The organism is Streptosporangium sp. NBC_01639, from assembly GCF_045209755.1.
In the GTDB taxonomy this organism is placed as follows: Bacteria; Actinomycetota; Actinomycetes; order Streptosporangiales; family Streptosporangiaceae; genus Streptosporangium.
In genome coordinates this window covers 2,385,082-2,409,378 of the sequence record NZ_CP109272.1, presented here as the reverse complement: position 1 = coordinate 2,409,378, position 24,297 = coordinate 2,385,082, and the positions used below count along the sequence as shown (strand labels likewise).

The following is a 24,297-nucleotide window of genomic DNA, read 5'->3' as shown; positions in this document are numbered from 1 at the left end:
TTTTCGAATGAGTACGGCCCGCGCCAAGCGCACCCCGCCGCCGAGCGGGCTGATCATCGTGGACAAGCCCGCCGAGTGGACCTCGCACGACGTCGTCGGCAAGCTCCGCGGCATCGCCGGCACCCGCAAGGTCGGCCACGCGGGCACCCTGGATCCGATGGCCACCGGGGTGCTGGTGGTCGGCGTGGAGAAGGCCACCCGGCTGCTGGGCCACCTCGCGCTCACCGAGAAGGGCTACGACGGGACGATCCGCCTCGGTCAGGCCACCAACACCGACGACGCCGAGGGCGAGGTCACCGCGACGGCCTCGGCCGCCGAGGTGACCGACGAGGAGATCAGAAAGGGCGTCGCCGCCCTGACCGGCCCGATCATGCAGGTTCCGCCGCAGGTCAGCGCGATCAAGGTGAACGGCGAGCGTGCCTACAAGCGGGCCAGGGCGGGGGAGGAGGTCAAGCTCCAGTCGCGTCCGGTGACCGTGTCGGGCTTCGAGATCACCGCTGTCCGGCGCGACGGCGACCTGGTCGACGTCGACGTCTCGGTCACCTGCTCCAGCGGCACCTACATCCGCGCGCTCGCCCGGGACCTGGGTGCCGACCTGGGCACCGGTGGCCACCTGACCTACCTGCGCCGCACCCGCGTGGGGCCCTACGACCTGTCGATGGCGCGCACCGTCGAGCAGCTCTCCGCCGACTGCGTGATCCTGCCGATGGCCGAGGCCGTCGCGGCGGCCTTCCCCCGCCGCGACGTGACGGCCGAGGAGGCGGGCACCGTCGCGCACGGCGGGCGGCTGCCCTCGGTGGGGCTGGGCAAGGGGCCGATCGGCGTGTTCGGCCCGGACGGCACCCTGCTGGCCCTGGCCGAGGAGCACGGCGCGATCACCAGGTCACTGGCGGTCTTCGTGCCCTGACCCGGTCTCCCGGGTGACCTGACGGTGCTTTAAGGTTCATAAACCGAACCATTTAGCTCTGTTAGGAGTCGCCTCATGGAGGTGTCCCTCTCCTCCCTCGCCCCCGCTGAGATCGCCGCCGACCTGCTCGTCCTGCCGGTGCGCGAGGGGCGCGACCCCGGGCTCGGCCTGGGGGGCGTGCTCGGCCAGGTCAGGTTCACCGGCCGGGCCGGCCAGGAGCTGCTGCTGCCGCGCCGGGACAGCGACGCCTTCCGTGCGGCCGCCGTCCTGCTGGTCGGCCTCGGCGCCGACGACGACGCGCACGCGGTACGGCGGGCGGTGGGCCGCGTCGCGCCCCGGCTCGCCGAGTTCCCCACCGTTGCGGTGGCCTTCCCGAACGTGGAGGCGGTCATCGAAGGTGTGCGGCTGGGCGGCTACCGGTTCGACGGATACAAGAGCGAGCCGTCGCGGCCTGCCGTACGCGAACTGATCATTCTGGCGGGCGAGGACCCGCGGGGGGTGGCGCGAGCCGGGATCGTCGCCGACGCGGTGACCTTCGCCCGGGACCTGGTCAACACCCCGGCCGGCGACCTGGTCCCGATGGACCTGGCCGAGCGTGCCCGGGAGATGGCCGCGGCGTGCGGGCTGGGCGTGCGGGTGCTGGACGCCGATGCGCTCCGCGAGGGCGGTTTCGGCGGCATCCTCGGCGTCGGCGCGGCCAGCGTGAACCCGCCCTGCCTGATCGAGGTGAGCTACCCCGGCGACGGTACGGGCGGCACGGTCGGTCTCGCGGGCAAGGGCATCACCTTCGACTCCGGTGGTCTTGCGATCAAGGGCCTCGGGGCGATGTCCACCATGAAGTGCGACATGGCGGGCGGCGCGACCATGCTCGCGGCCGTCCAGGCCGCCGCCCGGCTGAGGTTGCCGGTGGGGGTCACCGCCGTGGTCCCCGCCGCCGAGAACATGGTCAGCGGTTCCGCCACCCGGCCCGGAGACGTGCTCACCCACCGCAACGGGCGGACCACCGAGGTCACCGACACCGACAGCGAGGGCCGCCTGGTGCTGGCCGACGCGCTCGCCTACCTGGCCGAGAGCTCGCCGGACGTGCTGATCGACGCCGCCACGTTGACCTACTCGGTGATGCACGCGCTCGGGGAGGACATCACCGGGGTGATCGGCAGCGACCGGAAGCTGGTCGGCGAGCTGATCGCGGCCGGTGCGCGGGCCGGCGAGCCGATGTGGGAGCTGCCGCTCTGGGAGCCGTACGCCGACAGGCTCGCCTCCGCGGTGGCCGACGCGAAGAACGAGGGCGGCAGCCTGGCCGACGCGACGATCGCCGCGCTGTTCCTGCGGCCGTTCACCGCCGGGCTGCCCTGGGCCCACCTGGACTTCGCCACGACCGCCTACCTGGACAAGGCCACCGACCTCGGCCCGGCGGGGGCGACCGGGGCGATGGTCCGCACGCTGATCGGCTATCTGGAGACCCGCTCCTAGGCCGGGCCTTCTGCGGCGGAGCCGCTGTCCGGAGGCCCGATCCTGGCCGGGACCGGTCTTCTGCGGCGGCGCCGCTGTCCGGAGGCCCGATCCTGGCCGGGACCGGTCTTCTGCGGCGGCGCCGCTGTCCGGAGGCCCGATCCTGGCCAGGCCGGCCTTCTGCAACGGAGCCGCTATCCGGGGACCCGCTCCTGGGCGCGTTCGAGCATGGCGCGCATCATGTCGGAGGTGAGCGTGAAGTGCTCCTCCGCGAGGGAGCCCGCCTGTTCGGCGTCGCCGGCCGCGATGGCTTGGTAGATCTTCCGGTGCTCGGTCAGCGCCCGCCGGTAGTTCTCCGGATCGTCCTCCCCGTACGGCTCGACGGGGAATCCCAGGCTCACCCGCGTCAGAATGTCCCTGCTGAGCGCGCTGATCTTCGGGTTGCCCGTCGCGGCCAGCACGGCACCGTGGAAGGCCGCGTCGGCGGCCTGCTCCTGGCCCAGCGTGCGGGCCTGGGCGTAGTCGTCCAGCGCCGCGCGCATGGCCGACAGGTCCTCGTCCGTACGGCGGAGCGCGGCGGCCCGGGCGACCAGCCCTTCCACCAGGCAGCGCAGGTCGAAAAGCTGCTCCAGCTCGGACCAGCGGGGCAGGAGCGTCCGGCGCACGGCTGAGGCCGTGGCCTCGGTCCAGCTCGTCCTGACATAGGCCCCGCCGGTCCGGCCGCGCTTGATCTCCACGATGCCCACCGCCTGGAGCCGGCCGATGGCCTCGCGGACCGTCGCGCGGCTCACGTCGAGGATCGTGGCCAGCTCGCGTTCGCCGGGGAGGCGTTCGCCGGGCAGGTAGTCGCCGATCGCGACGGCGGTCATCAGCCGGTCGGCCACCTCGGTGGCCACCGACTGCACCCTGACGGGGCTGAGTACGGCGTGCTGGGCGGCGTCGCCCAGCACCTGACCCAGCATGCGGGAGAGGTCGTCGGTGGTCGGGGGCGTCGAGTCGGGGTGCACACCCGGAACGTTACACAACCACACGATTCTAAAAAAGGTATTGTGTTCAGGCCATTAATCCATATGATGTCCACAACACGGACATTCGTCTCATCTGGTGGCATATGCCCCACTTGCTATCTGGAGGACTGCGGTGGCGATCCCCGCACCGACCACCCAGGGCTCGGCCCCCTTCGAGGACGGGCATACCTGGTACCGCGTCACGGGCGACCTGAACGCGGGCAAGGCCCCCCTCGTCGTGCTGCACGGCGGTCCCGGCGCGGCCCACGACTACACGCTGCGCATGGCGCGGCTGGCCGAGCAGGGCCGGGCCGTCGTCCACTACGACCAGTTCGGCGTGGGGCTCTCCACCCACCTGCCCGACCGCGGCGCGGACTTCTGGACCGTCCGGCTCTTCCTCGACGAACTGGACAACCTGCTCGCCCACCTCGGCATCGCCGACCGCTACCACCTGATCGGACAGTCGTGGGGCGGCATGCTGGCCGCCGAACACGCGGTGCTCCGGCCCGGGGGTCTCAAGGGACTGGTCATCGCCGACTCGCCCGCCTCGATGCACCTCTGGCGCGAGGAGTGCGACCGGCTGCGCGCCGAACTCCCGGCCGAGGTCGAGCGGACACTCCGCGAGCACGAGGCCGCCGGGACCACCGGCAGCCCCGAATACCGCGCGGCGGAGAAGGTGTTCAACGCCCGCCACGTCTGCACGGTCGTGCCCAACCCGCCGGAGGTGCTGGCCAGCGACGCCAAGACCGCCGAGGACCCGACCGTTTACCACACCATGAACGGGCCGAGCGAGTTCCACGTCGTCGGCACCCTGCGGGACTGGTCGGTCGTCGACCGGCTGCACCAGGTGACCGCGCCGACCCTGCTCGTCTCCGGGCGGCATGACGAGGCCACCCCTCGCACCGTGCAGCCTTTCGCAGACCACATCCCCGACGTCCGGTGGCAGGTCTTCGAGCACTCCAGTCACATGCCGCACATCGAGGAAGAGGAGCTCTTCCTGCAGGTGGTCGGCTCATTCCTCGACTCCACGGACTAGGACCCCCATGAAGCGCAACATCTCGATCGCGGCGGGCGCGGCCCTGCTCGCCCTGTCCCTCGCCGCATGCTCCGGCGGCTCGTCCCCGGCCGGAGCGGCCGGATCGGCCGACCCGGCCGGCTCCTCCCAGGCGAGCTCCGCGGGGTTCCAGGAACAGCACAGAGGCGGCACGCTCCGCCTACAGGCCAAGGCCGGCGACGGCACGCTCGACCCGCACATCAACTACAGCAACGGCAACTGGCAGGTCTTCCAGGCCCTGTACGACGGCCTGCTGGCCTTCAAGAAGGTCGGCGGCGAGGCCTCCTACGACCTGGTCCCGGACCTGGCCGAGGCCATGCCCCAGGTCAGCCAGGACGGCAGGTCCTACACCTTCACCCTCCGCAAGGGCGTGAAGTTCGCCGGTGGCGGCGAGGTCACCGTCGACGACGTGGTGGCCTCCTTCGAGCGGATCTACAAGGTCTCCGGGCCCACCTCCGGCACCTTCTACGCCGGGATCGTCGGCGCCGCCGCCTGTGTCAAGAAGCCCAAGGAGTGCACGCTCGACAAGGGCGTGGTGGCCGACAAGGCCAAGAACACGGTCACGATCAACCTGGTCGAGCCGGACTCGGAGTTCCCGCTCAAGCTCGCCCTGCCGCACGCGGCCGTGCTGCCGAAGGACACCCCGGACAAGGACCAGGGCACCAAGCCGATCGGCGGCACCGGGCCCTACACGGCGGTCTCCTACGACCCCAACAAGGAGCTCAAGCTCGTCCGCAACCCCGACTTCACCGAGTGGTCGCGCGAGGCGCAGCCGCAGGGCTACCCCGACGAGATCGTCTACTCCTACGGCCTCACCGCCGAGGCCGCGGTCACCGCGATCCAGAACGGCCAGGCCGACTGGGTCTTCGACCCGCTGCCCGCCGACCGGCTCAGCGAGATCGGTACCAAGTACGCCTCCCAGGCGCACGTGAACCAGCTGTCGGCCTTCTGGTACATGCCGCTCAACGTCAACCTGGCCCCGTTCGACAAGCCTGAGGCCCGTCAGGCGCTCAACTGGGCGATCGACCGCCAGGCCGTGGTGAAGATGTTCGGCGGGGCCAACGTGGCCCAGCCCGCCTGCACGCTTCTGCCGCCCGGCATCCCCGGTCACGCCGACTTCTGCGACTTCCCCAAGCCGGATCTGGCCAAGGCCAAGGAGCTCGTCCAGCAGTCGGGCACCGCGGGCCAGGAGGTCTCCGTGGTCGTCGCCGACGACGAGGTGGGCAAGCAGATCGGCGAGTACGTCCGCAGCACCCTGGAGCAGATCGGCTACCAGGCCAAGCTCAAGGTCATCTCGACGAACATCCACTTCACCTACATCCAGAACGACAAGAACAAGGTCCAGATCAGCGTCTCCCAGTGGTACGCCGACTACCCCGCCGCCTCGGACTTCCTGCACGTGCTGCTCTCCTGCGCGTCCTTCCGTCCGGGCAGCGACTCCAGCATCAACATCTCCGGTTACTGCGACAAGGACATCGACGCCCGGATGGCCGAGGCCATGACGCTGGACCGGACCGACAAGAACGCCGCGAACGTCAAGTGGGGCGAGATCGACCGCGACCTGACCAAGGCGAGCCCGATCATCCCGCTGTTCACCCCCAAGCAGGTGGACTTCGTCTCCAGCAGGGTCGGCAACTACCAGTTCCACAAGCAGTTCTTCATGCTCCTCTCCCAGCTCTGGGTCAAGTAGGTGAGCACGGTGAGCGGGGCTGAGCCCATCCCCGTCGTCGCCGCCGCGGTCCGGCCCGGTGCCGGTCCGTGGCGGCAGGCCGCCACCCGGATCCTGCGTAACCGCTCCGCGACGACCGCCGGAGCCGGGCTGCTCCTCATCGCGCTCGTCTGCCTGCTGGCCCCGGTCTACGCGGGTTCGATCGCGCACACCGAGCCGTTCGTCTCCAACGTCTCCGGCACCACGGTCGTGGGCGGCCAGGAGGTCCAGGTCCTCCAGCAGAGCACCGAGGGCCTCGGCCTGGGCGTCACGCCGATCGGCCCGACCGGCGACCCCGGCCACTACCTGCTCGGCGCGGACAACCAGGGCCGCGACGTCATGGCCAGGCTCCTGTACGGCGGGCGCAACAGCCTGCTGATCGGCGTCTCCTCGGCGCTGCTCTGCTGTGCGCTGGCCACCGTGCTCGGCGTGCTCGCCGGTTACTACGGCGGCTGGATCGACGCGGTGCTCTCCCGGTTCTTCGACGTGATCTGGGCCTTCCCGGTCTACCTGCTGGCCATCTGCCTGTCAGTGGTGCTGCTCACCAGCGGCCTGCACCTGGGGCCGGTCCACATCGACGCGGGCAGCCTCGCGCTGCCGATCGTCATCATCGCGCTGATCTACGTCCCCTATGTGGCCCGGCCGCTGCGCGGCCAGGTCATGGCGCTGCGCGACAAGGAGTTCCTGCACGCGGCCGTCGGCCTGGGGGCGAGCGACCTGCGGATCATGCGCCGCGAGGTGCTGCCGAACATCCTGCCCACGGTGGTGGTGTTCCTGCCGCTGATGACCGCGCTCAACATGCTCACCGAGTCGGCGCTGTCGTTCCTGTCAGTCGGCGTACAGTCGCCTGACGCGAGCTGGGGCACGATCATCAACGACGGCCTCGCCCTGCTCTACACCCGGCCGATGATCACTATCGCCGCCGGGCTGTTCGTCGCGCTGACCGCGGTCGCGCTCAACGTCCTGGGCGACGGAGTGCGGGACGCGCTCGACCCGAACGCCCGGCTGCGGGGAGGTGCCTGATGATCGGCTACATCCTGCGGCGCTTCGGCGCCGCGGTGCTCGTCCTCTTCGCGATCAGCGTGCTGGTCTTCCTGATCTTCTTCGCCACTCCGGGCGTGGATCCGGCGGCCCGCATCGCGGGCAAGAACGCCGACCCGGCCACGCTGGAGCAGGTGCGCGCCTCCTTCGGCTTCGACCGGCCGCTGCCCGTGCAGTACCTGATGATGATGAAGCACCTGTTCGTCAGCCACGACCTCGCCTCCTTCGTCAACCGGGGCACGCTGGTGATCCCGCAGGTCATGGCCGCGGTCCCGGTCACGCTCTCGCTCGTGGTGGGCGCCGCGGTGATCTGGATGGTGCTGGGGGTGGCGATGGGCACCCTCGCCGGCGCCATGCGCGGCACGCTGGTCGACCCGCTGGTCATGCTGCTCGGCGTGTTCGGTGTCTCGCTGCCGGTCTACTGGCTGGGTGAGGTGGTCAACCTGGTCACCCAGAAGGAGCTGCACGACTCGGTCTTCTCCTGGGTGCCGCCGCTCGGCTACGTCCCGTTCTCGCAGAACCCGGGACAGTGGGCGCTGCACCTGCTCCTGCCGTGGCTGACCCTGGCCCTGCTGTACGCGGGGATCTACGCCAGGCTGCTGCGCGGCGAGCTGATCCAGGCCCTGAACGAGGACTACGTGCGCACCGCCCGCGCCAAGGGCCTGTCCGAACGGCGCATCCTGATCAGGCACGCCCTGCGCTGCTCGCTGATCCCGATCGTGTCGCTGTTCGGCCTGGATTTCGGTGCCCTGGTGGGCGGCGCGGCACTGCTCACCGAAGTGGTCTTCGGCCTGCCGGGGGTCGGCAAGCTCACCTACCAGGCGCTGCAGAACCTGGACCTGCCCGTGATCATGGGCACGGTCCTCTATGCCGCCTTCTTCGTCGTGCTGGCCAACGCCGTGGTGGACGTCCTGTACGCCCGGCTCGACCCGAGGGTGCGCCGTGCCTGACCAACCGCTTCTCGAAGTCGACGATCTCCGGGTGCGCTTCCGCACCGGCAGGGGCCATTTCACGGCCGTCGACGGACTGTCGTTCTCCGTACGGCCCGGCGAGGTGCTGGGCGTCGTGGGGGAGTCGGGTTCCGGCAAGAGCGTGTCAATGCTCGGCGTGCTCCGGCTGATCCGTACCCCCAACGCTGAAATCTCAGGAAATGTCATCTTCCGTGGCAGGGATCTGCTGGCGCTGAAGGACCGGGAGATGCGCGCCATCCGCGGCCGGGAGATCGCCATGATCTTCCAGGACCCGATGACGGCCCTCACCCCCGTCTACACGGTCGGCTGGCAGATCGCCGAGCAGATCCGCGCGCACGAGAGGATCTCGAAGAAGGCGGCCCGCGACCGCGCGGTCGAACTGCTCGACGAGGTCGGCATCCCGGCCCCCGGCAAGCGGGTGAACTCCTACCCGCACGAGTTCTCCGGTGGCATGCGCCAGCGCGTGGTCATCGCCATGGCGCTGTCGTGCAACCCCGGACTGCTGATCGCCGACGAGCCCACCACCGCGCTCGACGTCACCACCCAGGCGCAGATCCTCGACCTGATGCGCGGCCTGCGCACCGACCACGGATCGGCGATCATCATGATCACCCACGACATGGGAGTGGTCTCGGAGATCGCGGACGAGGTCCTGGTCATGTACGGCGGGCGGGCGGTCGAGCGCGGTCTCCGCGAGAACGTCTTCCACACCCCCCGCCATCCCTACACCTGGGGCCTGCTCGATTCGGTGCCCAGGGTGGACGGGCCACGCCTCCGGCGGCTGGCCACGATCCCGGGCACGCCCGGCGCCTCGGGGGGCGGCTGCCCCTTCGCAGGCCGCTGCGCCCACCGCCACGCGGCCTGCGACGAGGTCCCCTCCCTCGTCGGCGGGCCCGGCCATCTCGACGCCTGCTGGCTGCCCGAGGAGGACAGGTCGGAGATCCGGCGCGGCGACCGGAGCGGCCTGGAGGCCACCCCGGCACGACGAAGCGCCCGCACTGCGGACGAGGAGCGGTGAGCAACCCGTGAACACACCAGATACGACGTCGAGCACCCTGCTCAGGGCCACCGACGTGGTCAAGCACTTCAAGGCGCGCGGCGGCGGCGTGCGGGCCGTCAACGGGGTCTCGCTGGAGGTGCGCGCCGGGGAGACCCTCGGCGTGGTCGGCGAGTCCGGGTGCGGCAAGTCCACGCTCGGCCGCTGCCTGGTCCGGCTGACCGACGTCACCGCGGGCAGGGTGGAGTTCGACGGGCAGGACATCACCGGCCTGTCCCGGCGCGCCCTCCGCCCGGTCCGCAAGGGCCTGCAGCTCGTCTTCCAGGACCCCTACGCCTCGCTCAACCCGCGCCGCACGGCAGGTGACGCCGTCGCCGAACCGCTCAGGATCCACGGGTACGGCGACGCCGGCGCGGTCAGGAAACGCGTGGGCGAGCTGTTCGACCTGGTCGGCCTGGCCAGGACCCACCTGGACCGCTACCCGCACGAGTTCTCCGGCGGCCAGCGCCAGCGGATCGGCATCGCCAGGGCCATCGCCCTGGCGCCCAGGCTCGTGGTGGCCGACGAGCCGGTCTCCGCGCTCGACGTGTCGGTTCAGGCGCAGGTGCTCAACCTCTTCGCCGATCTCCAGGAGGAGCTCGGGCTCACCTACGTCTTCATCGCCCACGACCTGGGCGTGGTCCGGCACGTGTCCGACCGGATCGCGGTGATGTACCTCGGGGAGATCGTCGAGGTGGCCGAGGCCGAGGAGCTGTACGCGGCTCCCTCGCATCCCTACACTCACGCGCTGCTGTCAGCCGTCCCCGAGATCGACGACGGGTCCGGAGCGCCGCGCCGGGAGCGTGTCGTGCTGACCGGCGACGTGCCCAGTCCGATCGACCGGCCCACCGGCTGCTCCTTCCACCCTCGCTGCCCGATCGCCCAGGAGCGGTGCCGTACCGAACGTCCCGCGCTCAGCCTCGCCGGAGGACGTCAGGTGGCCTGTCACTTTCCAATGCGCTCCCCGATTGGAGAGATGGCCGCCAGGCATGGCAGGCTTTAGGGATCGATCCGCTACAAGGGGAAGAGGCTGCGGTGCGAGGCTGGCACGGATTGGACGACGTGCCCGAAGACTGGGGCAGGTCCGTCATCACGATCGGCGTCTTCGACGGGGTTCACCTCGGCCACCAGCAGATGGTGGCCCGCGCGGTCGAGATGGCCGGTGAGCTCGGGCTGCTCTCGGTCGTGGTGACCTTCGACCCGCATCCGGAGGAGGTGGTGCGGCCCGGTACGCACCCGCCCCGGCTGACGACGGCCCGGCACCGCACCGAGCTGCTCGCCGAGCTTGGCGTGGACGCGGTGTGCGTGCTGCCGTTCACCCTGGAGTTCTCCCGGATGAGCCCGGACGAGTTCGTACAGACGGTGCTGGTCGACCGGTTGCACGCGGGCGGGGTCGTGGTGGGGGAGAACTTCCGCTTCGGGCACAAGGCCGCCGGCGACGTCGAGACCCTGCAGACCCTCGGCGAGAAGTACGACTTCGTGGCCGAGGCGGTCCCGCTGGTGAGCAACGGGGAGACCATCTCCTCGACCCTCATCCGCGAGCGGCTCGACGCCGGGGACATGGCGGCCGTCGCCACGGCGCTCGGCCGGCCGCACCGGGTCGAGGGCGTGGTCGTCCGCGGTTACCAGCGCGGCCGTCAGCTCGGCTTCCCCACGGCGAACGTGGAGCCGCCCGAGTTCACCGCGATCCCCGCCGACGGCGTCTACGCCGGTTGGCTGCAGGGGATCTCGACGGGCAACCTGCCGGCCGTCTACGGCGGTGAGCGCTGGCCCGCCGCCATCTCGGTGGGCACCAACCCCACCTTCGAGGGGGTGCCGCGCACCGTCGAGGCCTACGCCATCGACCGCGACGACCTGGACCTCTACGGTGCCCACATGGCCGTGGACTTCGGACCCCGGCTCCGCGCCAACCTGAAGTTCGACTCGATCGAGGCGCTCATCCGGCAGATGCACGCGGATGTGGACGAGGCCCGCCGTCTCACCTCCTGAGCTTCTCTCCGGGAGTCGGCCGGTTGCGCGGCGTGTCCGAGAATGTGCGACGGTCCGGGGCCGGTGGTAACCTGGCATGTCAGCTCTGTAACCGGTGGTGTCACAACTCCGGCGCTGATCTCGCCACGGCGACTGTAGGCACGCACGGTCGCTCGGGCATCTTGTACATCGCGCGTGCCCGTAGAAGTTCAAGGAGAAAAGTGTCGCTCGACACCGCAGCCAAGAAGCAGATCATCGGTGAGTACGCCAAGGGTGAGACCGACACCGGTTCCCCCGAGGTGCAGATCGCGCTGCTGAGCAAGCGCATCAGCGAGCTCACCGAGCACCTGAAGACGCACAAGCACGACCACCACAGCCGCCGCGGTCTGCTGCTGCTCGTCGGTCGTCGCCGGCGCCTGCTGAAGTACCTGCAGAGCAAGGACATCACGCGTTACCGTTCGCTCATCGAGCGGCTCGGCCTGCGTCGATAGAGTCGTGAGGGAGTGGCGTCCGCGCCACTCCCTCATCACATAGCGGATCTCTCGGAGACGGATTCGGCGCGTCGCGCCACACGGACACCGCTCCGATGAGCAAACTGAATAGCCGAGACAGTGCCCCGCGTCCGCCAGCAAGCGCGCCCCACGGCGTCGGAGGGCCGGTCCTCGGTAGTGGCCCCCGGTCATCACGGCATAAGCCGTACGGAACCGGGCGCTTCGATCGAAGACCGGCGCTGCACCTACGGGGAGCAGGCTAAGAAGACGACTCAGGTGCGAGACGCGTGCCTGAGGGGACGCGGGCGACCGACACAAGGAGGTCCCCCGTGGAGGGTGTCCACAGCAGCGAAGCCGTTATCGACAACGGCTCTTTCGGCACGCGTACCATCCGGTTCGAGACCGGGCGGCTCGCGCGCCAGGCGGCGGGTTCCGCCGTCGTCTATCTGGATGACGAGACGATGGTCCTCTCTGCGACCACCGCCTCCAAGCATCCCAAGGAGAACCTCGACTTCTTCCCTCTCACGGTGGACGTCGAGGAGCGGATGTACGCCGCGGGCCGGATCCCCGGCTCGTTCTTCCGCCGTGAGGGCCGTCCCTCCGAGGACGCCATCCTCACCTGCCGCCTGATCGACCGGCCGCTGCGCCCGTCCTTCGTCAAGGGCCTGCGCAACGAGATCCAGGTCGTGGCGACCATCATGGCGCTCAACCCCGACCACCTGTACGACGTGGTCGCGATCAACGCCGCGTCCCTGTCCACCCAGCTCGCCGGGCTGCCCTTCTCCGGCCCGATCGGCGGCGTCCGCGTCGCGCTGATCGAGGGCCAGTGGGTCGCCTTCCCGACCCACTCGGAGCTGGCGAACGCCACCTTCGACATGGTGGTCGCCGGGCGGACCCTGGAGGACGGCGATGTCGCGATCATGATGGTCGAGGCCGAGTCCACCCGCGACACGCTCAAGCTCATCGCCGACGGCGCCGTCGCGCCGAACGAGGAGACCGTGGCCCAGGGCCTGGAGGCCTCCAAGCCCTTCATCAAGGTCCTGTGCGAGGCGCAGTCCAGGATCGCCCAGGTCGCCGCCAAGGAGACCGCGGAGTACCCGCTGTTCCTCGACTACCAGGACGACGTCCTGGAGGCCGTGACCAACGCGGTCAAGAGCGAGCTCGCCGCCGCGCTGACCATCGCCGGCAAGCAGGAGCGCGAGGCCGAGCTCGACCGCGTCAAGGCGCTGGCCGTCGAGAAGGTCGGTTCCGAGTTTGAGGGCCGGGAGAAGGAGATCAGCGCCGCGTTCCGCTCGCTGACCAAGAAGCTCATGCGCGAGCGGGTCATCGCCGAGGGCGTCCGCATCGACGGCCGTGGCGTCAAGGACATCCGCCAGCTCAACGCCGAGGTCCACGTGGTGCCCCGGGTGCACGGCTCGGCCCTGTTCGAGCGCGGTGAGACCCAGATCCTGGGCATCACGACGCTGAACATGCTCCGCATGGAGCAGATGATCGACACGCTCAACCCCGAGCGCACCAAGCGCTACATGCACAACTACAACTTCCCGCCGTACTCCACCGGTGAGACCGGCCGCGTGGGTTCTCCCAAGCGCCGCGAGATCGGCCACGGCGCGCTCGCCGAGCGGGCGCTCGTCCCGGTCCTCCCGGCCCGCGAGGAGTTCCCCTACGCGATCCGTCAGGTCTCCGAGGCACTCGGCTCCAACGGCTCGACCTCCATGGGGTCGGTCTGCGCCTCGACCATGGCGCTGCTCGACGCGGGTGTCCCGCTCAAGGGCATCGTCGCGGGCATCGCGATGGGCCTGATCAACGAGGGCGACCAGTACGTCACGCTGACCGACATCCTCGGTGCCGAGGACGCCATGGGCGACATGGACTTCAAGGTCGCCGGCACCAAGGACGTCATCACCGCCCTCCAGCTCGACACCAAGCTCGACGGCATCCCGGCGTCGATCCTGGCGGCCGCGCTGAAGCAGGCCAAGGGTGCCCGGCTGGCCATCATCGACGTGATGCAGGAGGCCATCGACTCTCCGGCGGAGATGAACGCGACGGCTCCGCGCATCATCACGATCAAGGTCCCGGTGGACAAGATCGGCGAAGTCATCGGCCCGAAGGGCAAGATGATCAACCAGATCCAGGACGACACCGGCGCCGAGATCACGATCGAGGACGACGGAACCATCTACATCGGCGCCACCGACGGCCCGTCCGCCGAGGCGGCCAGGTCGGCGATCAACGCCATCGCGAACCCGCACATGCCGGAGGTCGGCGAGCGTTACCTGGGCACGGTCGTCAAGATCGCCGCCTTCGGTGCCTTCATCTCCCTCATGCCGGGCAAGGACGGCCTGCTGCACGTCTCCCAGATCCGCAAGCTGCACGGTGGCAAGCGCATCGAGAACGTCGAGGACGTCATGAACGTCGGCGAGAAGGTCCAGGTGGAGATCGCCGAGATCGACTCGCGCGGCAAGCTCTCCCTGGTCCCGGTCGAGGTGGTCGAGAAGGAGGCCGCGGCCAAGGCCGAGGGCGGCGCTCCCGAGGAGCAGCCCGCGGCGCCCGCGGCGTCCGCGGCGCCCGCAGCCGACGAGCGGCCCCGCCGCACCCGCACCCGCACCAGCGGCGGCGGCGGCAACCGTGGTGGAGAAGACCGCAACTCGTGACGACCACCACTCTGTACCCCGGCAAGGACGGTGCCGGGGTCGTGCAGCGCACCGTCCTCCCCGGTGGGCTCCGGGTGGTGACCGAGTCCATGCCGACCGTGCGTTCCGTCGCGGTCGGCATGTGGGTCGGCATCGGATCCAGAGACGAGTCCCCCGAGCACATGGGGTCCTCCCACTTCCTTGAGCACCTGCTGTTCAAGGGCACTCCGACGCGGGACGCGCTGGAGATCTCCGCCGCGATCGAGGGCATCGGCGGTGAGATCAACGCCTTCACCGCCAAGGAGTACACCTGCTACTACGCGCGGGTTCTCGACGAGGACCTGCGGGTGGCGATCGACGTGCTCGCCGACGTGGTGACCTCCTCGCTCATCACTCCGGAGGACGTCGAGGCCGAGCGTGGCGTGATCCTGGAGGAGATCGCCATGCACGACGACGACCCGTCCGACATGGTGCACGAGCAGTTCTCCGCGGAGATGTACGGCGACACGCCCATCGGCCGGCCGATCCTCGGCACGGTCGATTCGATCAACGCCGTCAGCCGTGACCGGATCGCGGAGTACTACCGCCGTTACTACCTGCCGACGCACACCGTGGTGTCGGTGGCGGGCAACGTCTCCCACGAGCAGGTCGTGGCGCTGGTCGCCGCCGCCTACGAGCGGGCCGGCGCCCTCGGCGGGGACGCCTCGCCGGTCGCCCCGCGGCTGTCGGGTCCCGGCGCCGAGGCCCGTCCCGGAGTGCGGATGGTGCACCGGCCGACCGAGCAGGCCAACCTGGTCCTCGGCACGACCGGCCTCACCCGCACCGACGAGCGCCGCTTCGCGCTCGGCGTGTTCAACGCGGCCCTGGGCGGCGGCATGTCCTCGCGGCTGTTCCAGGAGATCAGGGAGAAGCGGGGGCTGGCCTACTCCGCCTACTCCTACACCTCCTCCTACGCCGACACCGGGCAGTTCGGCATCTACGTCGGCTGTCTGCCGTCGAAGATCGACGAAGTGCTGAAGATCTGCCGGGAGGAGGTCCTCCAGGCGGTCACGGACGGCATCACCGAGGAGGAGATCGCCCGCGGCAAGGGTCAGATGCGCGGCGGTCTCGTGCTCGGGCTGGAGGACACCGGCTCCAGGATGTCCAGGATCGGCAAGGGCGAGCTCGTCTACGACGAGCTGCTCTCGGTCGACGAGGTCCTCGCCAAAATCGAGGCGGTGACTCCCGAGGAGATCACGGACATCGCCCGTGACGTCCTCAACCGGCCGATGACCCTTGCGGTGATCGGTCCCTACGAGGACAAGGACTTCGGCTGGGCCGTGAACGGCTAGCCGTACGTCTCCACGGACGGCCCCGGCGTTTCACCGCCGGGGCCGTCCTGTTTCCGGGGCACGGTCCATCCGCTCTCCGGCCCGGAGGCGAGGGCGAGGTACGGCTCCGCTCTCCGGCTCACGGTCCATCCGCTCTGCGGTCCGGCCGGCCCGGCCCGGGGGCGGGGTACGGCTCCGCTTTCCGGGTGGCCCGCAGAGCCGCGATCCGGCTCGCGACCCGGTGCGATCCGTGCCCCGGACGGCTCGCGAGCTTCCGGGCGGGGCGACGGTATAACCTTGGGGCCGTGATCAGGGTTGGAGTTCTCGGCGCCCGAGGGCGTGTCGGTATCGAAGTGTGCAAGGCCGTCGAGGCGGCGGACGATCTGGAGCTGGTCGCGGCCGTCGACGCGGGCGACCCGATCGAGGGCCTGACCGGCGCCGAGGTGGTGGTCGACTTCACCCACCCCGACGTGGTCATGGGCAACCTCGAATGGTGCGTCTCACACGGTATCCACCCGGTGGTCGGCACCACCGGGTTCGACGCCGGCCGCCTGGCGACCGTCAGGGGCTGGCTGGACGACAATCCCGGCGTCAACGCGCTGATCGCGCCCAACTTCGGCATCGCGGCCGTGCTGATGATGCACTTCGCCCAGCAGGCCGCCCGCTACTTCGACTCCGTCGAGATCGTCGAGCTGCACCACCCGAACAAGGCCGACGCGCCCTCCGGGACCGCCCGCCGTACGGCGGAGCTGGTCGCGGAGGCGCGGCGGAAGGCCGGATCCGCGCCGATGCCCGACGCGACCAGCGCGGAGCTGGACGGGGCCCGTGGGGCGGAGGTGGACGGAGTCCACGTGCACTCGGTCCGGCTGGCCGGGCTGATCGCCCACCAGGAGGTGCTGCTGGGCGGCGACGGCGAGACCCTCACCATCCGCCACGACACCATGAACCGCTCGTCCTTCACACCGGGCGTGCTGCTCGGCGTCCGCCGGGTGGGGGAGACCCCGGGGCTGACCGTGGGCCTGGAGCACCTGCTTGATCTTTAGGCCGGGGCGTCGCAGCGCGGGCAGGCGCTCACCGCTCAGGGTGGGCGCCTGGCAGTGGGCAGCGGCAGGACCGATGAGATCATCCGTGGTCGACGGTGACGATGATCTTGCCCACCTGGGCGCTCGCCTCCAGGTAGCGGTGTGCTTCGACGATCTCGTCCAAGCCGAAGGTGCGGTCCACGACGGGCTGGAAGGCGCCGGTACGCAGACCTGAGGAGACGAACGCCTCGGCCCGGCGCAGCCGCTCCGGATCGGTGGTCGTCTCATGGAGGGTGTAGGTGCGCATGTTCAGCGCGGGCATGCCGAGCTCGAACCCCGGATAGGGGGTCACCTCGCCGCTCAGCCCACCGTAGATGAACAGGGTGCCGCCGGGGGCGACCACCTTGCCCAGGTTCACCACACCGGGGCCGGCGACGGCGTCGAAGACGAACTCGGCGCCCCGTCCTCGGGTCAGGTCGAGCACTCGCTCGACGACGTCCTCCTCGTCGGTGACGATCACCTCGGCCGCTCCCGCCTTGAGCAGCGCGGCCTTCTTGGCACTGGTGCGGGTGGTGGCGATGGGCGTCGCCCCGACCCGGTTGGCGGTCTGGATCGCGGCCAGGCCCACACTGCTGGAGGCGGCGGTCAGCACGACCGTGTCCCCGGCACCCATCCCGCCGACCTCCACCAGCGCGCCGTAGGCCGTCACGTACGGCATCCACACCGCCGCGCCCTCGACCGCGTCGAGCCCGTCGGGGCGGTGCAGCACCGCGGACGCGGGGACGATCGCACGCTCGGCGTAGACGCCGTAGTCGTTCATCGAGAACGCGGGCACCACGCTGACCGGCTGACCGATCTCGAACCCCGCCGCGTGCGCGCCGACGGCCTCGACCACTCCTGCGGCCTCGGCTCCGAGCCGGGCGGGGAACCGCTTGACCGATTCGATGTAGTGGCCGCTGCGGAACAGTATCTCGGCACGGTTGAGGCCGATCGCGTCCACCCGGATCAACAGCTCATCGGGTCGGGGATCGCCGACCGTCACGTCCTCCAGTCGCAGCACATCCGGGCCTCCGTACTCATGGAACCGCACCGTCCTGGCCATCACGCGTCATCCCTTCCGATCCGGTGTCGGCGGCGCGGAACTCGCGGCGCCGTGCCTCACTCAAGCGGAAAGTACGATAACTGTCAAACTTTGATGTTCGTAGTACTTTGACGTGTGTCGTACGATGTGTGCGGGAGGTCGACAGGCGATGGCGGTAACGCGGCGAAACGGGCAGGAACGCATCCCGCCCCACCCGGACATCCGGACGATCGGTCTTCAGCAGGTGCTCGAGGCCCTGGTCGATCCGGTGCGCCGCCTGATCGTCAGTGAGCTGTACGCGGCCGGCCACGACTTCAGCTGCGGCACGATCGACCTGCCGGTCAGCAAGTCCACCGCCACCCACCACTTCAACGTGCTGCGCGAGGCCGGCCTCATTCGCCAGTACTACGTCGGCACCTCCCGCATGAACGCGCTGCGTCGCGACGAGGTCGACGGAGCGTTCCCGGGGCTTCTCGACGCACTGGTGGCCAAGCGCGACCGGGACTGAACCGCCCGCCCTGCGTCATGGGAATGATCTCACCGAGTGCTGTGGTAAACGCGCCTCCCGGCGGTTCGACGCCCTTCGCTCACGCGGGCCGCTCGCGTATGTCGCATGCCCGCGCCGCTTACGCGTGCGGCTCGCGTATGTCGCATGCCCGCGCCGCTCACGCGGGCCGCTCGCGTGTGTCGATCAGCCGAGTGGCGGCTCGCCGAAGCTGTGGGAGATCCAGGCCGTGTCGTGCTGGGCCAGAAGCCGCGTGACGGCCGATGCCAGCCGCTCCCGGTCGGCGTCCGGCAGCTCGCCTGCCAGGGTGTCCAGCCGCCCGGTCACATCCCGGTGCGACTCGATGGCGAGCCGTGAGCCCTCGTCGGTCAGCGTGACCCGGCAGGCGCGCCGGTCGCGGCCGTCGCGGACCCGGGAGACCAGGCCGCGCCGCTCCACCCGGTCCACCAGCCCGGTGAGGCTGGACCTCTCCAGGTGAAGGAGCCGGCTGAGCTCGGTCATGCCGACCGGGCCGCCGACCAGTATGCAGAGGAGTTGCGTCTGCTGCGGGGTGATGTCGTGGTCGCGGCTCACGTCGGCGAACACGTGCTGCACCAGATGCGACATCCGCACCAGCGCGGCGGCGAATCCCAGCTCCTCGGTTACCTCGGACGTCGTGGTCATGGCACCTCCCGATCTCGAGTGTAGTTGACGGTGTTTCGTTCTACGAACTAATCTATTTCGTATAGCGAATATTTCGTCTTACGAAGTAGAGGTGTTCCATGACCGCGAACGTACAGCCGGGCGGTGAGCCGACCGCCCGGCAGGCGAACGGCGTCCCGCCGGACTCCGCGCCGGACTCCGGCCCGAGCGGCACCAAGACCCTGATCGCGCTGTCCGCGGCGGTCTTCGGTTACGCCCTCATGCAGACCGTGGTGGTACCGGCCCTGCGGCTGCTGGAGCGCGAGCTGGACACCACCCCCACCTGGTCCGCCTGGATCCTCAGCGCGTTCCTGCTCTCCAGCGCCGTGCTGACCCCGCTCCTCGGCCGCCTGGGCGACCTGTACGGCAAGCGGCAAGTGATGATCGCCGTGCTCATCGCGTACGCGGTCGGAATGGTCGCGGCGTCGGCGTCCCAGAACATCGGCCAGCTCATCGCCGCCCGCGTCATCCAGGGCGCGGCGCTGTCGGTGGTGCCGCTGTCGATGGCGATCCTGCGCGAGGCGCTGCCCCGTGAACGGCTGCCGTTCGCGATGGGACTGGTCTCCGGCATCGTCGGGGCCGGTGCGGGGGCAGGCCTGGTGATCGGCGGGCTGCTGGCCGACTACCTGTCCTGGCGGTACCTGTTCGTGCTCGGCGCGCTGCTCGCGGTGATCAGCCTGCTGCTGGTGCTGCGGTGGGTGCGCGCGAGCCGGCACACCGCGACCGGCGGGCTCGACATCCCCGGCGCGGTGCTGCTCGGCCTCAGCCTGGTCGCGGTGCTGCTCGCCCTCACCCAGGGGCCGTCCTGGGGCTGGACCTCGGTGCCGGTGCTCGGCCTCTTCGTGCTCGGTGTGCTGCTGTTCGCCGCGCTCATGGCGGTGGAACGGCGCAAGTCCGACGCGCTCATCGACGTCAGCGAGCTGACCGACCGGCCGATGACGGTGACGCACCTCGCCGCCCTGCTGTTCGGCGCGGCGTCATACTTCTTCTACCTGGGGATGCCGCTCTTCGCGCAGCAGCAGCCGAGTTCGGGTGGTGTCGGCTTCGGGGCCTCCGTCACCATGGCCGGACTGCTGATGCTCCCGGGCATGCTGGCCATCATCCCGGCGAGCATGGCCGTCGGCCGCATCGCCACCGCGTACGGCCCCCGCTGGCCGTTGGCGGGCGGGTTCGTGCTGTTCACCGTGGGATCGGTGCTGCTCGCCTCCGCCCATGCCGCCGAGTGGGAGCACCTGGTGTTCTACGCGATCGTCGGGGCGGGGTCCGGGCTGATCATGGGCGCGCTGCCCAAGCTGATCGCCGACATCGTGCCGTTGACCCGGACCGGCACCGCCAACGGCATCAACAACATCGCCCGTACCGGCGGCAGCGTCATCGGCAGCCAGCTCGCCGCCGCAGTGATGGCCTCCAGCGTCGTCTCCCGGGCCGCCGGGGTGCCCGACTCCGCGTTCACCACCCTGTTCTGGCTGGGCGCGATCGCGGCCGTCCTCGGGGTGGTGATCTCGCCCCTCGCCGTACGGCGTGCCGCAGCCACGACCGCACCCAACGCTCCGCAACCGGCCGAGCAAGAACTCCAGCGGTAGGCACGGCGTTTCCAGTCGGACGGACATGTGACTTCCCCCACGGCTGAAGCCCGGGGTCTCCACGCTCAAGGAAAATCGATGAGTATCTTCACCAACCTCGAACTCGCCTACCTGCATGGCGAACGCCTGCTCGGGAGGCTGGCCACCGTCGGACCGGACGGCATGCCGCACGTCGCACCGGTCGGCTGGTCCCTCGACGGCGCGGGCCTGGTCATCGAGATCAGCGGCCGTAACTTCGGCCGGTCCAAGAAGTTCCGGGACGTGGCACGCACCGGCCGCGCGGCCCTGGTCGTCGACGACGTGCTGCCGCCGTGGCGGCCACGGGGCGTGGAGGTGCGAGGCCGCGCCGAGGCCGTCCCCGGCGCCCAGGCGCGGATCCTGCTGTATCCGACGCGGATCGTCAGCTGGGGCCTGGAGAGCGGCCAGACCATTGAGGACACCTACCGCGCCCGCGACGTCGAAGGGGCCGTCGATGCCTGACTACGGACACGATCTGCTGTTCGCCGCCAACATCATCCCGTCCGCTCCGGACGCGGACGCGGTGGTACGGCTCGCCCAGACCGCCGAACGCGCGGGCGCGGATCTGATCACCTTCCAGGACCACCCGTACCAGCCCGCGTTCCTCGACACCTGGACGCTGCTCTCCTACGTCGCGGCGGCCACGAGCAGCGTCCGGCTGGCGGGCAACGTCCACCCGCTGCCGCTGCGGCCCCCGGCGGTGCTCGCCCAGAGCGCCGCCAGCCTCGACCTTCTCAGCGGCGGCCGGTTCGAGCTCGCACTGGGTGCCGGGGCGTTCTGGGACGCCATCGAAGCCATGGGCGGTCCGCGCCGCACAGCGGGTGACTCGGTCACGGCGCTTGAGGAGGCCATCCAGATCATCCGCGCTCTCTGGGACACCGGCACGCCCGGCGGTGTCCACGTCGACGGGCGGCACTACCAGGTCCGCGGGGCCCATCGCGGTCCTCGCCCCGCCCATGACATCGGCATCTGGCTCGGCGCGTACGGACCGCGCATGCTCCGGCTGACCGCACGGGTCGCCGACGGCTGGCTCCCGTCTCTCCCGCGCCTCGGAACCCCCGCCCGGCTCGCCGAGGGCAACGCCGTCATCGACGAGGCCGCCGAGGCGGCGGGTCGATCACCCGGTCAGATCCGCCGCCTGCTCAACCTCGGCGACGAACTGCCCGCCGAGTCGATCGCCGATCTCGCCCTCAGCTACGGGGTCAGCGTCTTCACACTGATGGTCCACAGTTCCTCGCAGATCCAGCGGTTCGTCCGCGAGATCGCTCCGGCCGTCCGCGAACTGGTCGCAAAGGAACGGGCTTGACCGCGCTGAAGGGTGCCGACCCCCAGGGCGCCAACCCTCAGGGTGTGGAACTGGCCCGGCGGCTCGTGACCATCCACGGGCACATGCGCCACGGCCTCGACCAGGTCCGGCACCTGATGGCCGAGGCCGCCGACGGCGACGGCGCGACCGAGGCGGTGTCGGCCGCGCTCCGCCTCCGCCGGTCCTGGGTGCTGCGCCGGCAATGCACGAACTTCTGCAGTCTTGTCCAGGGCCACCACACGATCGAGGACGCCGCGATCTTCCCCGCGCTGCGCCGTATCCAGCCGGAGCTCGCCGCGGTCATCGACCGGCTCGAATCCGAGCACCACGAACTCGTCGACCATCTGGACGCGCTGGAACCTGCCCTCGCGGCCCTCCCGGGCGACGACGCCGCCCGGGCCGCCGCCTCCGCCGCGATCGACAGGCTCACCCGGCATCTGGATGATCACCTCCGGTACGAGGAGGCGCACCTCATCCCCGCGATGACCCGGCTCACCTTCGCCGACGTCCACTGAGGCATGTCGTCCATCGCCGGCTTCGCCGCTATAACCTGCGTTCCATGACAAGCACGCGACCTGTGACGTCGGCTGAGGTCCGCTGGGCCGAGGCCGGGGAGCTCCCCGGCCTCGTAGCGGTGGAGCACGCCGCCGACGGAGTGTTCGCCCAGGTGGGGATCGCCTTCCCGGCGGGGACCACCATGATCGAGGAGACCGACGACCCGTCACGGGCCCTGGTCGCCGGTGCCCCGCCGGTCGGTTTCGCGATGATCGGCCGGGTTGACGGGCTGGTCCACCTCGACCAGCTCGCGGTCCATCCGGACCACGGCCGGCAGGGCATCGGCGGGCGCCTGCTGGAGGCGGTCTGCGACCACGCCGCCTCGACCGGTTCGGCGGCGGTGACGCTGACGACCTTCCGCGACGTGCCGTGGAACGGGTCGTGGTACGCCCAGCGGGGTTTCACCGTGCTCGACCCGGCCGAGTGGGGGCCGGAGCTGGCCGCGCTGGTGGCCCATGAGCGGGAGCTGGGCATCGAACTCGCGCCGCGCGTCGTGATGCGCCGGCTGCTTTCCGGGGAGGCCGGAGGCTCAGGGCCTCGGTGAGGCGGCTCCCCCGGACCGGTCCAGGGGAGCCGCCGCGATCCGGGCCGCAGCCGCTCCGGGGAGCCGTGCTTCCGTCTGCGCCGGGCTCCGGTCGGCGGCCGTACGGCGCCGCGGTCCGTTCGGCGATCAGCGGCGGGTCCCCGAGCCTCGTTCACCGGCCTTCCGTAGGATCTCCTCGGCATCGTCGACCGGCGGGCGGATCGCGTTCAGAATCATGTCCTTCCGCTCCTTCGCCTCCGCTCCGGTCAGCCGCACCTCGCGCTCCCAGCCCGCAGTGGTGACGGCGCCGGCGGCCCCGAGGTCAAGGCAGGTGACGTACGGATCGGGCGCGAAATCCATCAGCGGCAGCCCGAGCAGGTCGGCGGCGGCGTTGTGGCCGGCAACCTTCCCCATCGGGATGGCGTGCTGGCAGCTCTGCAGGACATGGTGGTCCGGATCGGCGTGGGCGGCGGCGATGTCGCCGGCGGCGAAGACGTCATCGGAGACCCGCAGCCACCGGTCGACCACCAGCCGGCCCAGCCGGTCCCGGTCGCCGGGGATCTGCGAGGTGAGCGGGCTGGCCAGCACTCCCGCCGTCCACACGACCGCGTCGGCCGCGATCCGCGTGCCGTCGGCCAGGACCGCGCCCTCGCCGTCCACGGCGGCGAGGCTCGTACCGAGGCGCGTCCGGACTCCGAGCTCGGCCAGGGCCGCCTCGATCACGGGGCGCGGGCCGGGTCCGAGGTCGGGCCCGATGACATCCGAGCGCTCCACCAGCACCACGTTCCCGCGGCTCGCCAGCTCGGTGGCGACCTCCAATCCGGTGAACCCCGCTCCGACGACCACGGCCGTGAACCCGTCCCGCCCTCTCAGATGGGCTTGGAGCCGGGCCGTGCCCTCAGCGGTGTCGACGTCGAACAACTGCTCGGCTCCGGGTAGCCCCGGCCAGGTCAGGCGACTGCCGGCCGCGAGCACGAGGCGGTCGTAGCCGATCGAGCGGCCGTCCGCGACGATCCGGCGCCCGGCGGTGTCGATCCCGGTCACCGCCGCGCGCAGATGCTCGACGTCCACCGGCGCCAGGATCCGCTTCAGCGGCACCCGGGAACCGTCCGGGTCGAGCCGATGCAGCAGGGGGCGCAGCACGAGGTCCTCGTCCGGTGCGACGAGCGTGATGCGCAGGTCCTTTCTGTCACCGCGCACGCGTGCCGCCGCGGCGGCGCTCCAGACACCGGCGAAGCCGCCTCCGATGATAACAATATGTGACATTCTCATCCTCTCCCAGGTTTCTCAGAGAGGACGAGACGGAACGGCCCACTGTGACATCGCGGCCCTTCGGCTCCTCATGCGACGTTCCTCGGCGGAGGGCGCGAACCGGTGGCCGTGAACCGGTGACCGAGGACCCGAGGTTGCGAACCGGAGGCGTGAACCGGTGGCCGAGGACCCGA

23 protein-coding genes are annotated in these 24,297 nt (G+C 70.4%); 19 read left to right on the top strand and 4 right to left on the bottom strand.

Going from position 1 to position 24,297, the window contains the following annotated elements; translation table 11 throughout:
• Positions 1-7 precede the first annotated feature (7 nt).
• Positions 8-907 carry a tRNA pseudouridine(55) synthase TruB gene (gene truB, locus OHA77_RS10815; protein ID WP_326820762.1) on the top strand — a complete coding sequence of 300 codons (900 nt, stop codon included), beginning with the start codon at positions 8-10 and terminating at the stop codon, positions 905-907.
• A gap of 75 nt (positions 908-982) precedes the next feature.
• Positions 983-2,380 carry a leucyl aminopeptidase gene (locus tag OHA77_RS10810; protein WP_406317802.1) on the top strand — a complete coding sequence of 466 codons (1,398 nt, stop codon included), beginning with the start codon at positions 983-985 and terminating at the stop codon, positions 2,378-2,380.
• Between the two features lie 173 nt (positions 2,381-2,553).
• Here OHA77_RS10810 and OHA77_RS10805 read toward each other — a convergent pair whose 3' ends face one another.
• Entirely contained in the window at positions 2,554-3,384 is an 831-nt protein-coding gene (locus tag OHA77_RS10805; protein WP_406317800.1) for a FadR/GntR family transcriptional regulator, read from the bottom strand.
• Positions 3,385-3,499: 115 nt separating this feature from the next.
• Here OHA77_RS10805 and OHA77_RS10800 point away from each other — a divergent pair, with 115 nt between their 5' ends.
• The 11 genes from OHA77_RS10800 to dapB all read left to right on the top strand — a co-directional run bounded on the left by OHA77_RS10800 (position 3,500) and on the right by dapB (position 16,621).
• Positions 3,500-4,402 carry a proline iminopeptidase-family hydrolase gene (locus OHA77_RS10800; protein WP_406317798.1) on the top strand — a complete coding sequence of 301 codons (903 nt, stop codon included), beginning with the start codon at positions 3,500-3,502 and terminating at the stop codon, positions 4,400-4,402.
• A 7-nt stretch (positions 4,403-4,409) separates the two neighbouring features.
• Positions 4,410-6,110 carry an ABC transporter substrate-binding protein gene (locus tag OHA77_RS10795; RefSeq protein ID WP_406317797.1) on the top strand — a complete coding sequence of 567 codons (1,701 nt, stop codon included), beginning with the start codon at positions 4,410-4,412 and terminating at the stop codon, positions 6,108-6,110.
• Between the two features lie 9 nt (positions 6,111-6,119).
• Positions 6,120-7,151 (top strand): ABC transporter permease, encoded by a 1,032-nt coding sequence (locus OHA77_RS10790; RefSeq protein WP_406317795.1) that lies wholly within the window; start codon positions 6,120-6,122, stop codon positions 7,149-7,151.
• The gene (locus OHA77_RS10785; protein ID WP_406317793.1) at positions 7,151-8,119 is read left to right on the top strand and encodes an ABC transporter permease; all 969 of its coding nucleotides are present in this window, start codon (positions 7,151-7,153) and stop codon (positions 8,117-8,119) included. Before OHA77_RS10790 ends, OHA77_RS10785 begins: the two co-directional genes overlap by 1 nt.
• Positions 8,112-9,158, top strand: coding sequence for an ABC transporter ATP-binding protein (locus OHA77_RS10780; RefSeq protein ID WP_406317792.1), 1,047 nt, complete (start codon positions 8,112-8,114; stop codon positions 9,156-9,158). Before OHA77_RS10785 ends, OHA77_RS10780 begins: the two co-directional genes overlap by 8 nt.
• A gap of 7 nt (positions 9,159-9,165) precedes the next feature.
• Positions 9,166-10,179 (top strand): dipeptide ABC transporter ATP-binding protein, encoded by a 1,014-nt coding sequence (locus OHA77_RS10775; protein ID WP_326820770.1) that lies wholly within the window; start codon positions 9,166-9,168, stop codon positions 10,177-10,179.
• A gap of 32 nt (positions 10,180-10,211) precedes the next feature.
• Positions 10,212-11,165 (top strand): bifunctional riboflavin kinase/FAD synthetase, encoded by a 954-nt coding sequence (locus OHA77_RS10770; RefSeq protein WP_326820771.1) that lies wholly within the window; start codon positions 10,212-10,214, stop codon positions 11,163-11,165.
• Between the two features lie 200 nt (positions 11,166-11,365).
• Positions 11,366-11,635, top strand: coding sequence for a 30S ribosomal protein S15 (gene rpsO / locus OHA77_RS10765; protein ID WP_086576834.1), 270 nt, complete (start codon positions 11,366-11,368; stop codon positions 11,633-11,635).
• A 329-nt stretch (positions 11,636-11,964) separates the two neighbouring features.
• Positions 11,965-14,289, top strand: a complete 2,325-nt coding sequence (locus OHA77_RS10760) for a polyribonucleotide nucleotidyltransferase (protein WP_406317790.1) — start codon at positions 11,965-11,967, stop codon at positions 14,287-14,289.
• Positions 14,286-15,599 (top strand): M16 family metallopeptidase, encoded by a 1,314-nt coding sequence (locus OHA77_RS10755; protein WP_406317788.1) that lies wholly within the window; start codon positions 14,286-14,288, stop codon positions 15,597-15,599. The genes OHA77_RS10760 and OHA77_RS10755 overlap by 4 nt, the downstream gene beginning before the upstream one ends.
• Positions 15,600-15,883: 284 nt before the next feature.
• A complete protein-coding gene (gene dapB, locus OHA77_RS10750) occupies positions 15,884-16,621 on the top strand; it encodes a 4-hydroxy-tetrahydrodipicolinate reductase (protein ID WP_326820774.1) in 738 nt (245 codons plus the stop codon).
• 79 nt (positions 16,622-16,700) lie between these two features.
• On the opposite strand, the gene OHA77_RS10745 is transcribed toward dapB, so the two are convergent.
• Positions 16,701-17,702, bottom strand: coding sequence for a zinc-dependent alcohol dehydrogenase family protein (locus OHA77_RS10745; RefSeq protein WP_406317786.1), 1,002 nt, complete (start codon positions 17,700-17,702; stop codon positions 16,701-16,703).
• Positions 17,703-17,850: 148 nt separating this feature from the next.
• On the opposite strand from OHA77_RS10745, the gene OHA77_RS10740 reads away from it, so the two are divergent.
• Positions 17,851-18,189, top strand: coding sequence for an ArsR/SmtB family transcription factor (locus OHA77_RS10740; protein WP_406317784.1), 339 nt, complete (start codon positions 17,851-17,853; stop codon positions 18,187-18,189).
• Positions 18,190-18,372: 183 nt separating this feature from the next.
• Here the strand turns inward: OHA77_RS10740 and OHA77_RS10735 are convergent, their stop codons facing one another.
• Positions 18,373-18,849: a MarR family winged helix-turn-helix transcriptional regulator gene (locus OHA77_RS10735; RefSeq protein ID WP_406317782.1), complete on the bottom strand. Its 477-nt coding sequence runs from the start codon at positions 18,847-18,849 to the stop codon at positions 18,373-18,375.
• A gap of 98 nt (positions 18,850-18,947) precedes the next feature.
• Between OHA77_RS10735 and OHA77_RS10730 the strand changes: the two genes are divergently transcribed.
• The 5 genes from OHA77_RS10730 (at position 18,948) to OHA77_RS10710 (ending at position 22,873) form a co-directional block, all read left to right on the top strand.
• Complete coding sequence (locus OHA77_RS10730) at positions 18,948-20,450, top strand: MFS transporter (RefSeq protein ID WP_406317780.1); 1,503 nt, start codon at positions 18,948-18,950, stop codon at positions 20,448-20,450.
• 78 nt (positions 20,451-20,528) lie between these two features.
• Positions 20,529-20,930, top strand: a complete 402-nt coding sequence (locus OHA77_RS10725) for a PPOX class F420-dependent oxidoreductase (RefSeq protein WP_406317778.1) — start codon at positions 20,529-20,531, stop codon at positions 20,928-20,930.
• A complete protein-coding gene (locus OHA77_RS10720) occupies positions 20,923-21,774 on the top strand; it encodes an LLM class flavin-dependent oxidoreductase (RefSeq protein ID WP_406317777.1) in 852 nt (283 codons plus the stop codon). The genes OHA77_RS10725 and OHA77_RS10720 overlap by 8 nt, the downstream gene beginning before the upstream one ends.
• Positions 21,771-22,289: a hemerythrin domain-containing protein gene (locus OHA77_RS10715; RefSeq protein WP_406317775.1), complete on the top strand. Its 519-nt coding sequence runs from the start codon at positions 21,771-21,773 to the stop codon at positions 22,287-22,289. The genes OHA77_RS10720 and OHA77_RS10715 overlap by 4 nt, the downstream gene beginning before the upstream one ends.
• Positions 22,290-22,333: 44 nt before the next feature.
• Positions 22,334-22,873: a GNAT family N-acetyltransferase gene (locus OHA77_RS10710; RefSeq protein ID WP_406317773.1), complete on the top strand. Its 540-nt coding sequence runs from the start codon at positions 22,334-22,336 to the stop codon at positions 22,871-22,873.
• 126 nt (positions 22,874-22,999) lie between these two features.
• On the opposite strand, the gene OHA77_RS10705 is transcribed toward OHA77_RS10710, so the two are convergent.
• Positions 23,000-24,118, bottom strand: a complete 1,119-nt coding sequence (locus OHA77_RS10705) for an NAD(P)/FAD-dependent oxidoreductase (RefSeq protein WP_406317772.1) — start codon at positions 24,116-24,118, stop codon at positions 23,000-23,002.
• Positions 24,119-24,297 lie beyond the last annotated feature (179 nt).

Bases quoted from the DNA above. Each gene is read 5' to 3' on its own strand.
- OHA77_RS10710 (WP_406317773.1), top strand. From the start codon at position 22,334: ATGACAAGCACGCGACCTGTGACGTCGGCTGAGGTCCGCTGGGCCGAG.
- OHA77_RS10725 (WP_406317778.1), top strand. From the start codon at position 20,529: ATGAGTATCTTCACCAACCTCGAACTCGCCTACCTGCATGGCGAACGC.
- OHA77_RS10705 (WP_406317772.1), bottom strand. From the start codon at position 24,118: ATGTCACATATTGTTATCATCGGAGGCGGCTTCGCCGGTGTCTGGAGC.
- OHA77_RS10740 (WP_406317784.1), top strand. From the start codon at position 17,851: ATGGCGGTAACGCGGCGAAACGGGCAGGAACGCATCCCGCCCCACCCG.
- OHA77_RS10795 (WP_406317797.1), top strand. From the start codon at position 4,410: ATGAAGCGCAACATCTCGATCGCGGCGGGCGCGGCCCTGCTCGCCCTG.
- OHA77_RS10810 (WP_406317802.1), top strand. From the start codon at position 983: ATGGAGGTGTCCCTCTCCTCCCTCGCCCCCGCTGAGATCGCCGCCGAC.
- truB (WP_326820762.1), top strand. From the start codon at position 8: ATGAGTACGGCCCGCGCCAAGCGCACCCCGCCGCCGAGCGGGCTGATC.
- OHA77_RS10745 (WP_406317786.1), bottom strand. From the start codon at position 17,702: ATGGCCAGGACGGTGCGGTTCCATGAGTACGGAGGCCCGGATGTGCTG.
- OHA77_RS10730 (WP_406317780.1), top strand. From the start codon at position 18,948: ATGACCGCGAACGTACAGCCGGGCGGTGAGCCGACCGCCCGGCAGGCG.
- OHA77_RS10735 (WP_406317782.1), bottom strand. From the start codon at position 18,849: ATGACCACGACGTCCGAGGTAACCGAGGAGCTGGGATTCGCCGCCGCG.
- OHA77_RS10785 (WP_406317793.1), top strand. From the start codon at position 7,151: ATGATCGGCTACATCCTGCGGCGCTTCGGCGCCGCGGTGCTCGTCCTC.
- OHA77_RS10720 (WP_406317777.1), top strand. From the start codon at position 20,923: ATGCCTGACTACGGACACGATCTGCTGTTCGCCGCCAACATCATCCCG.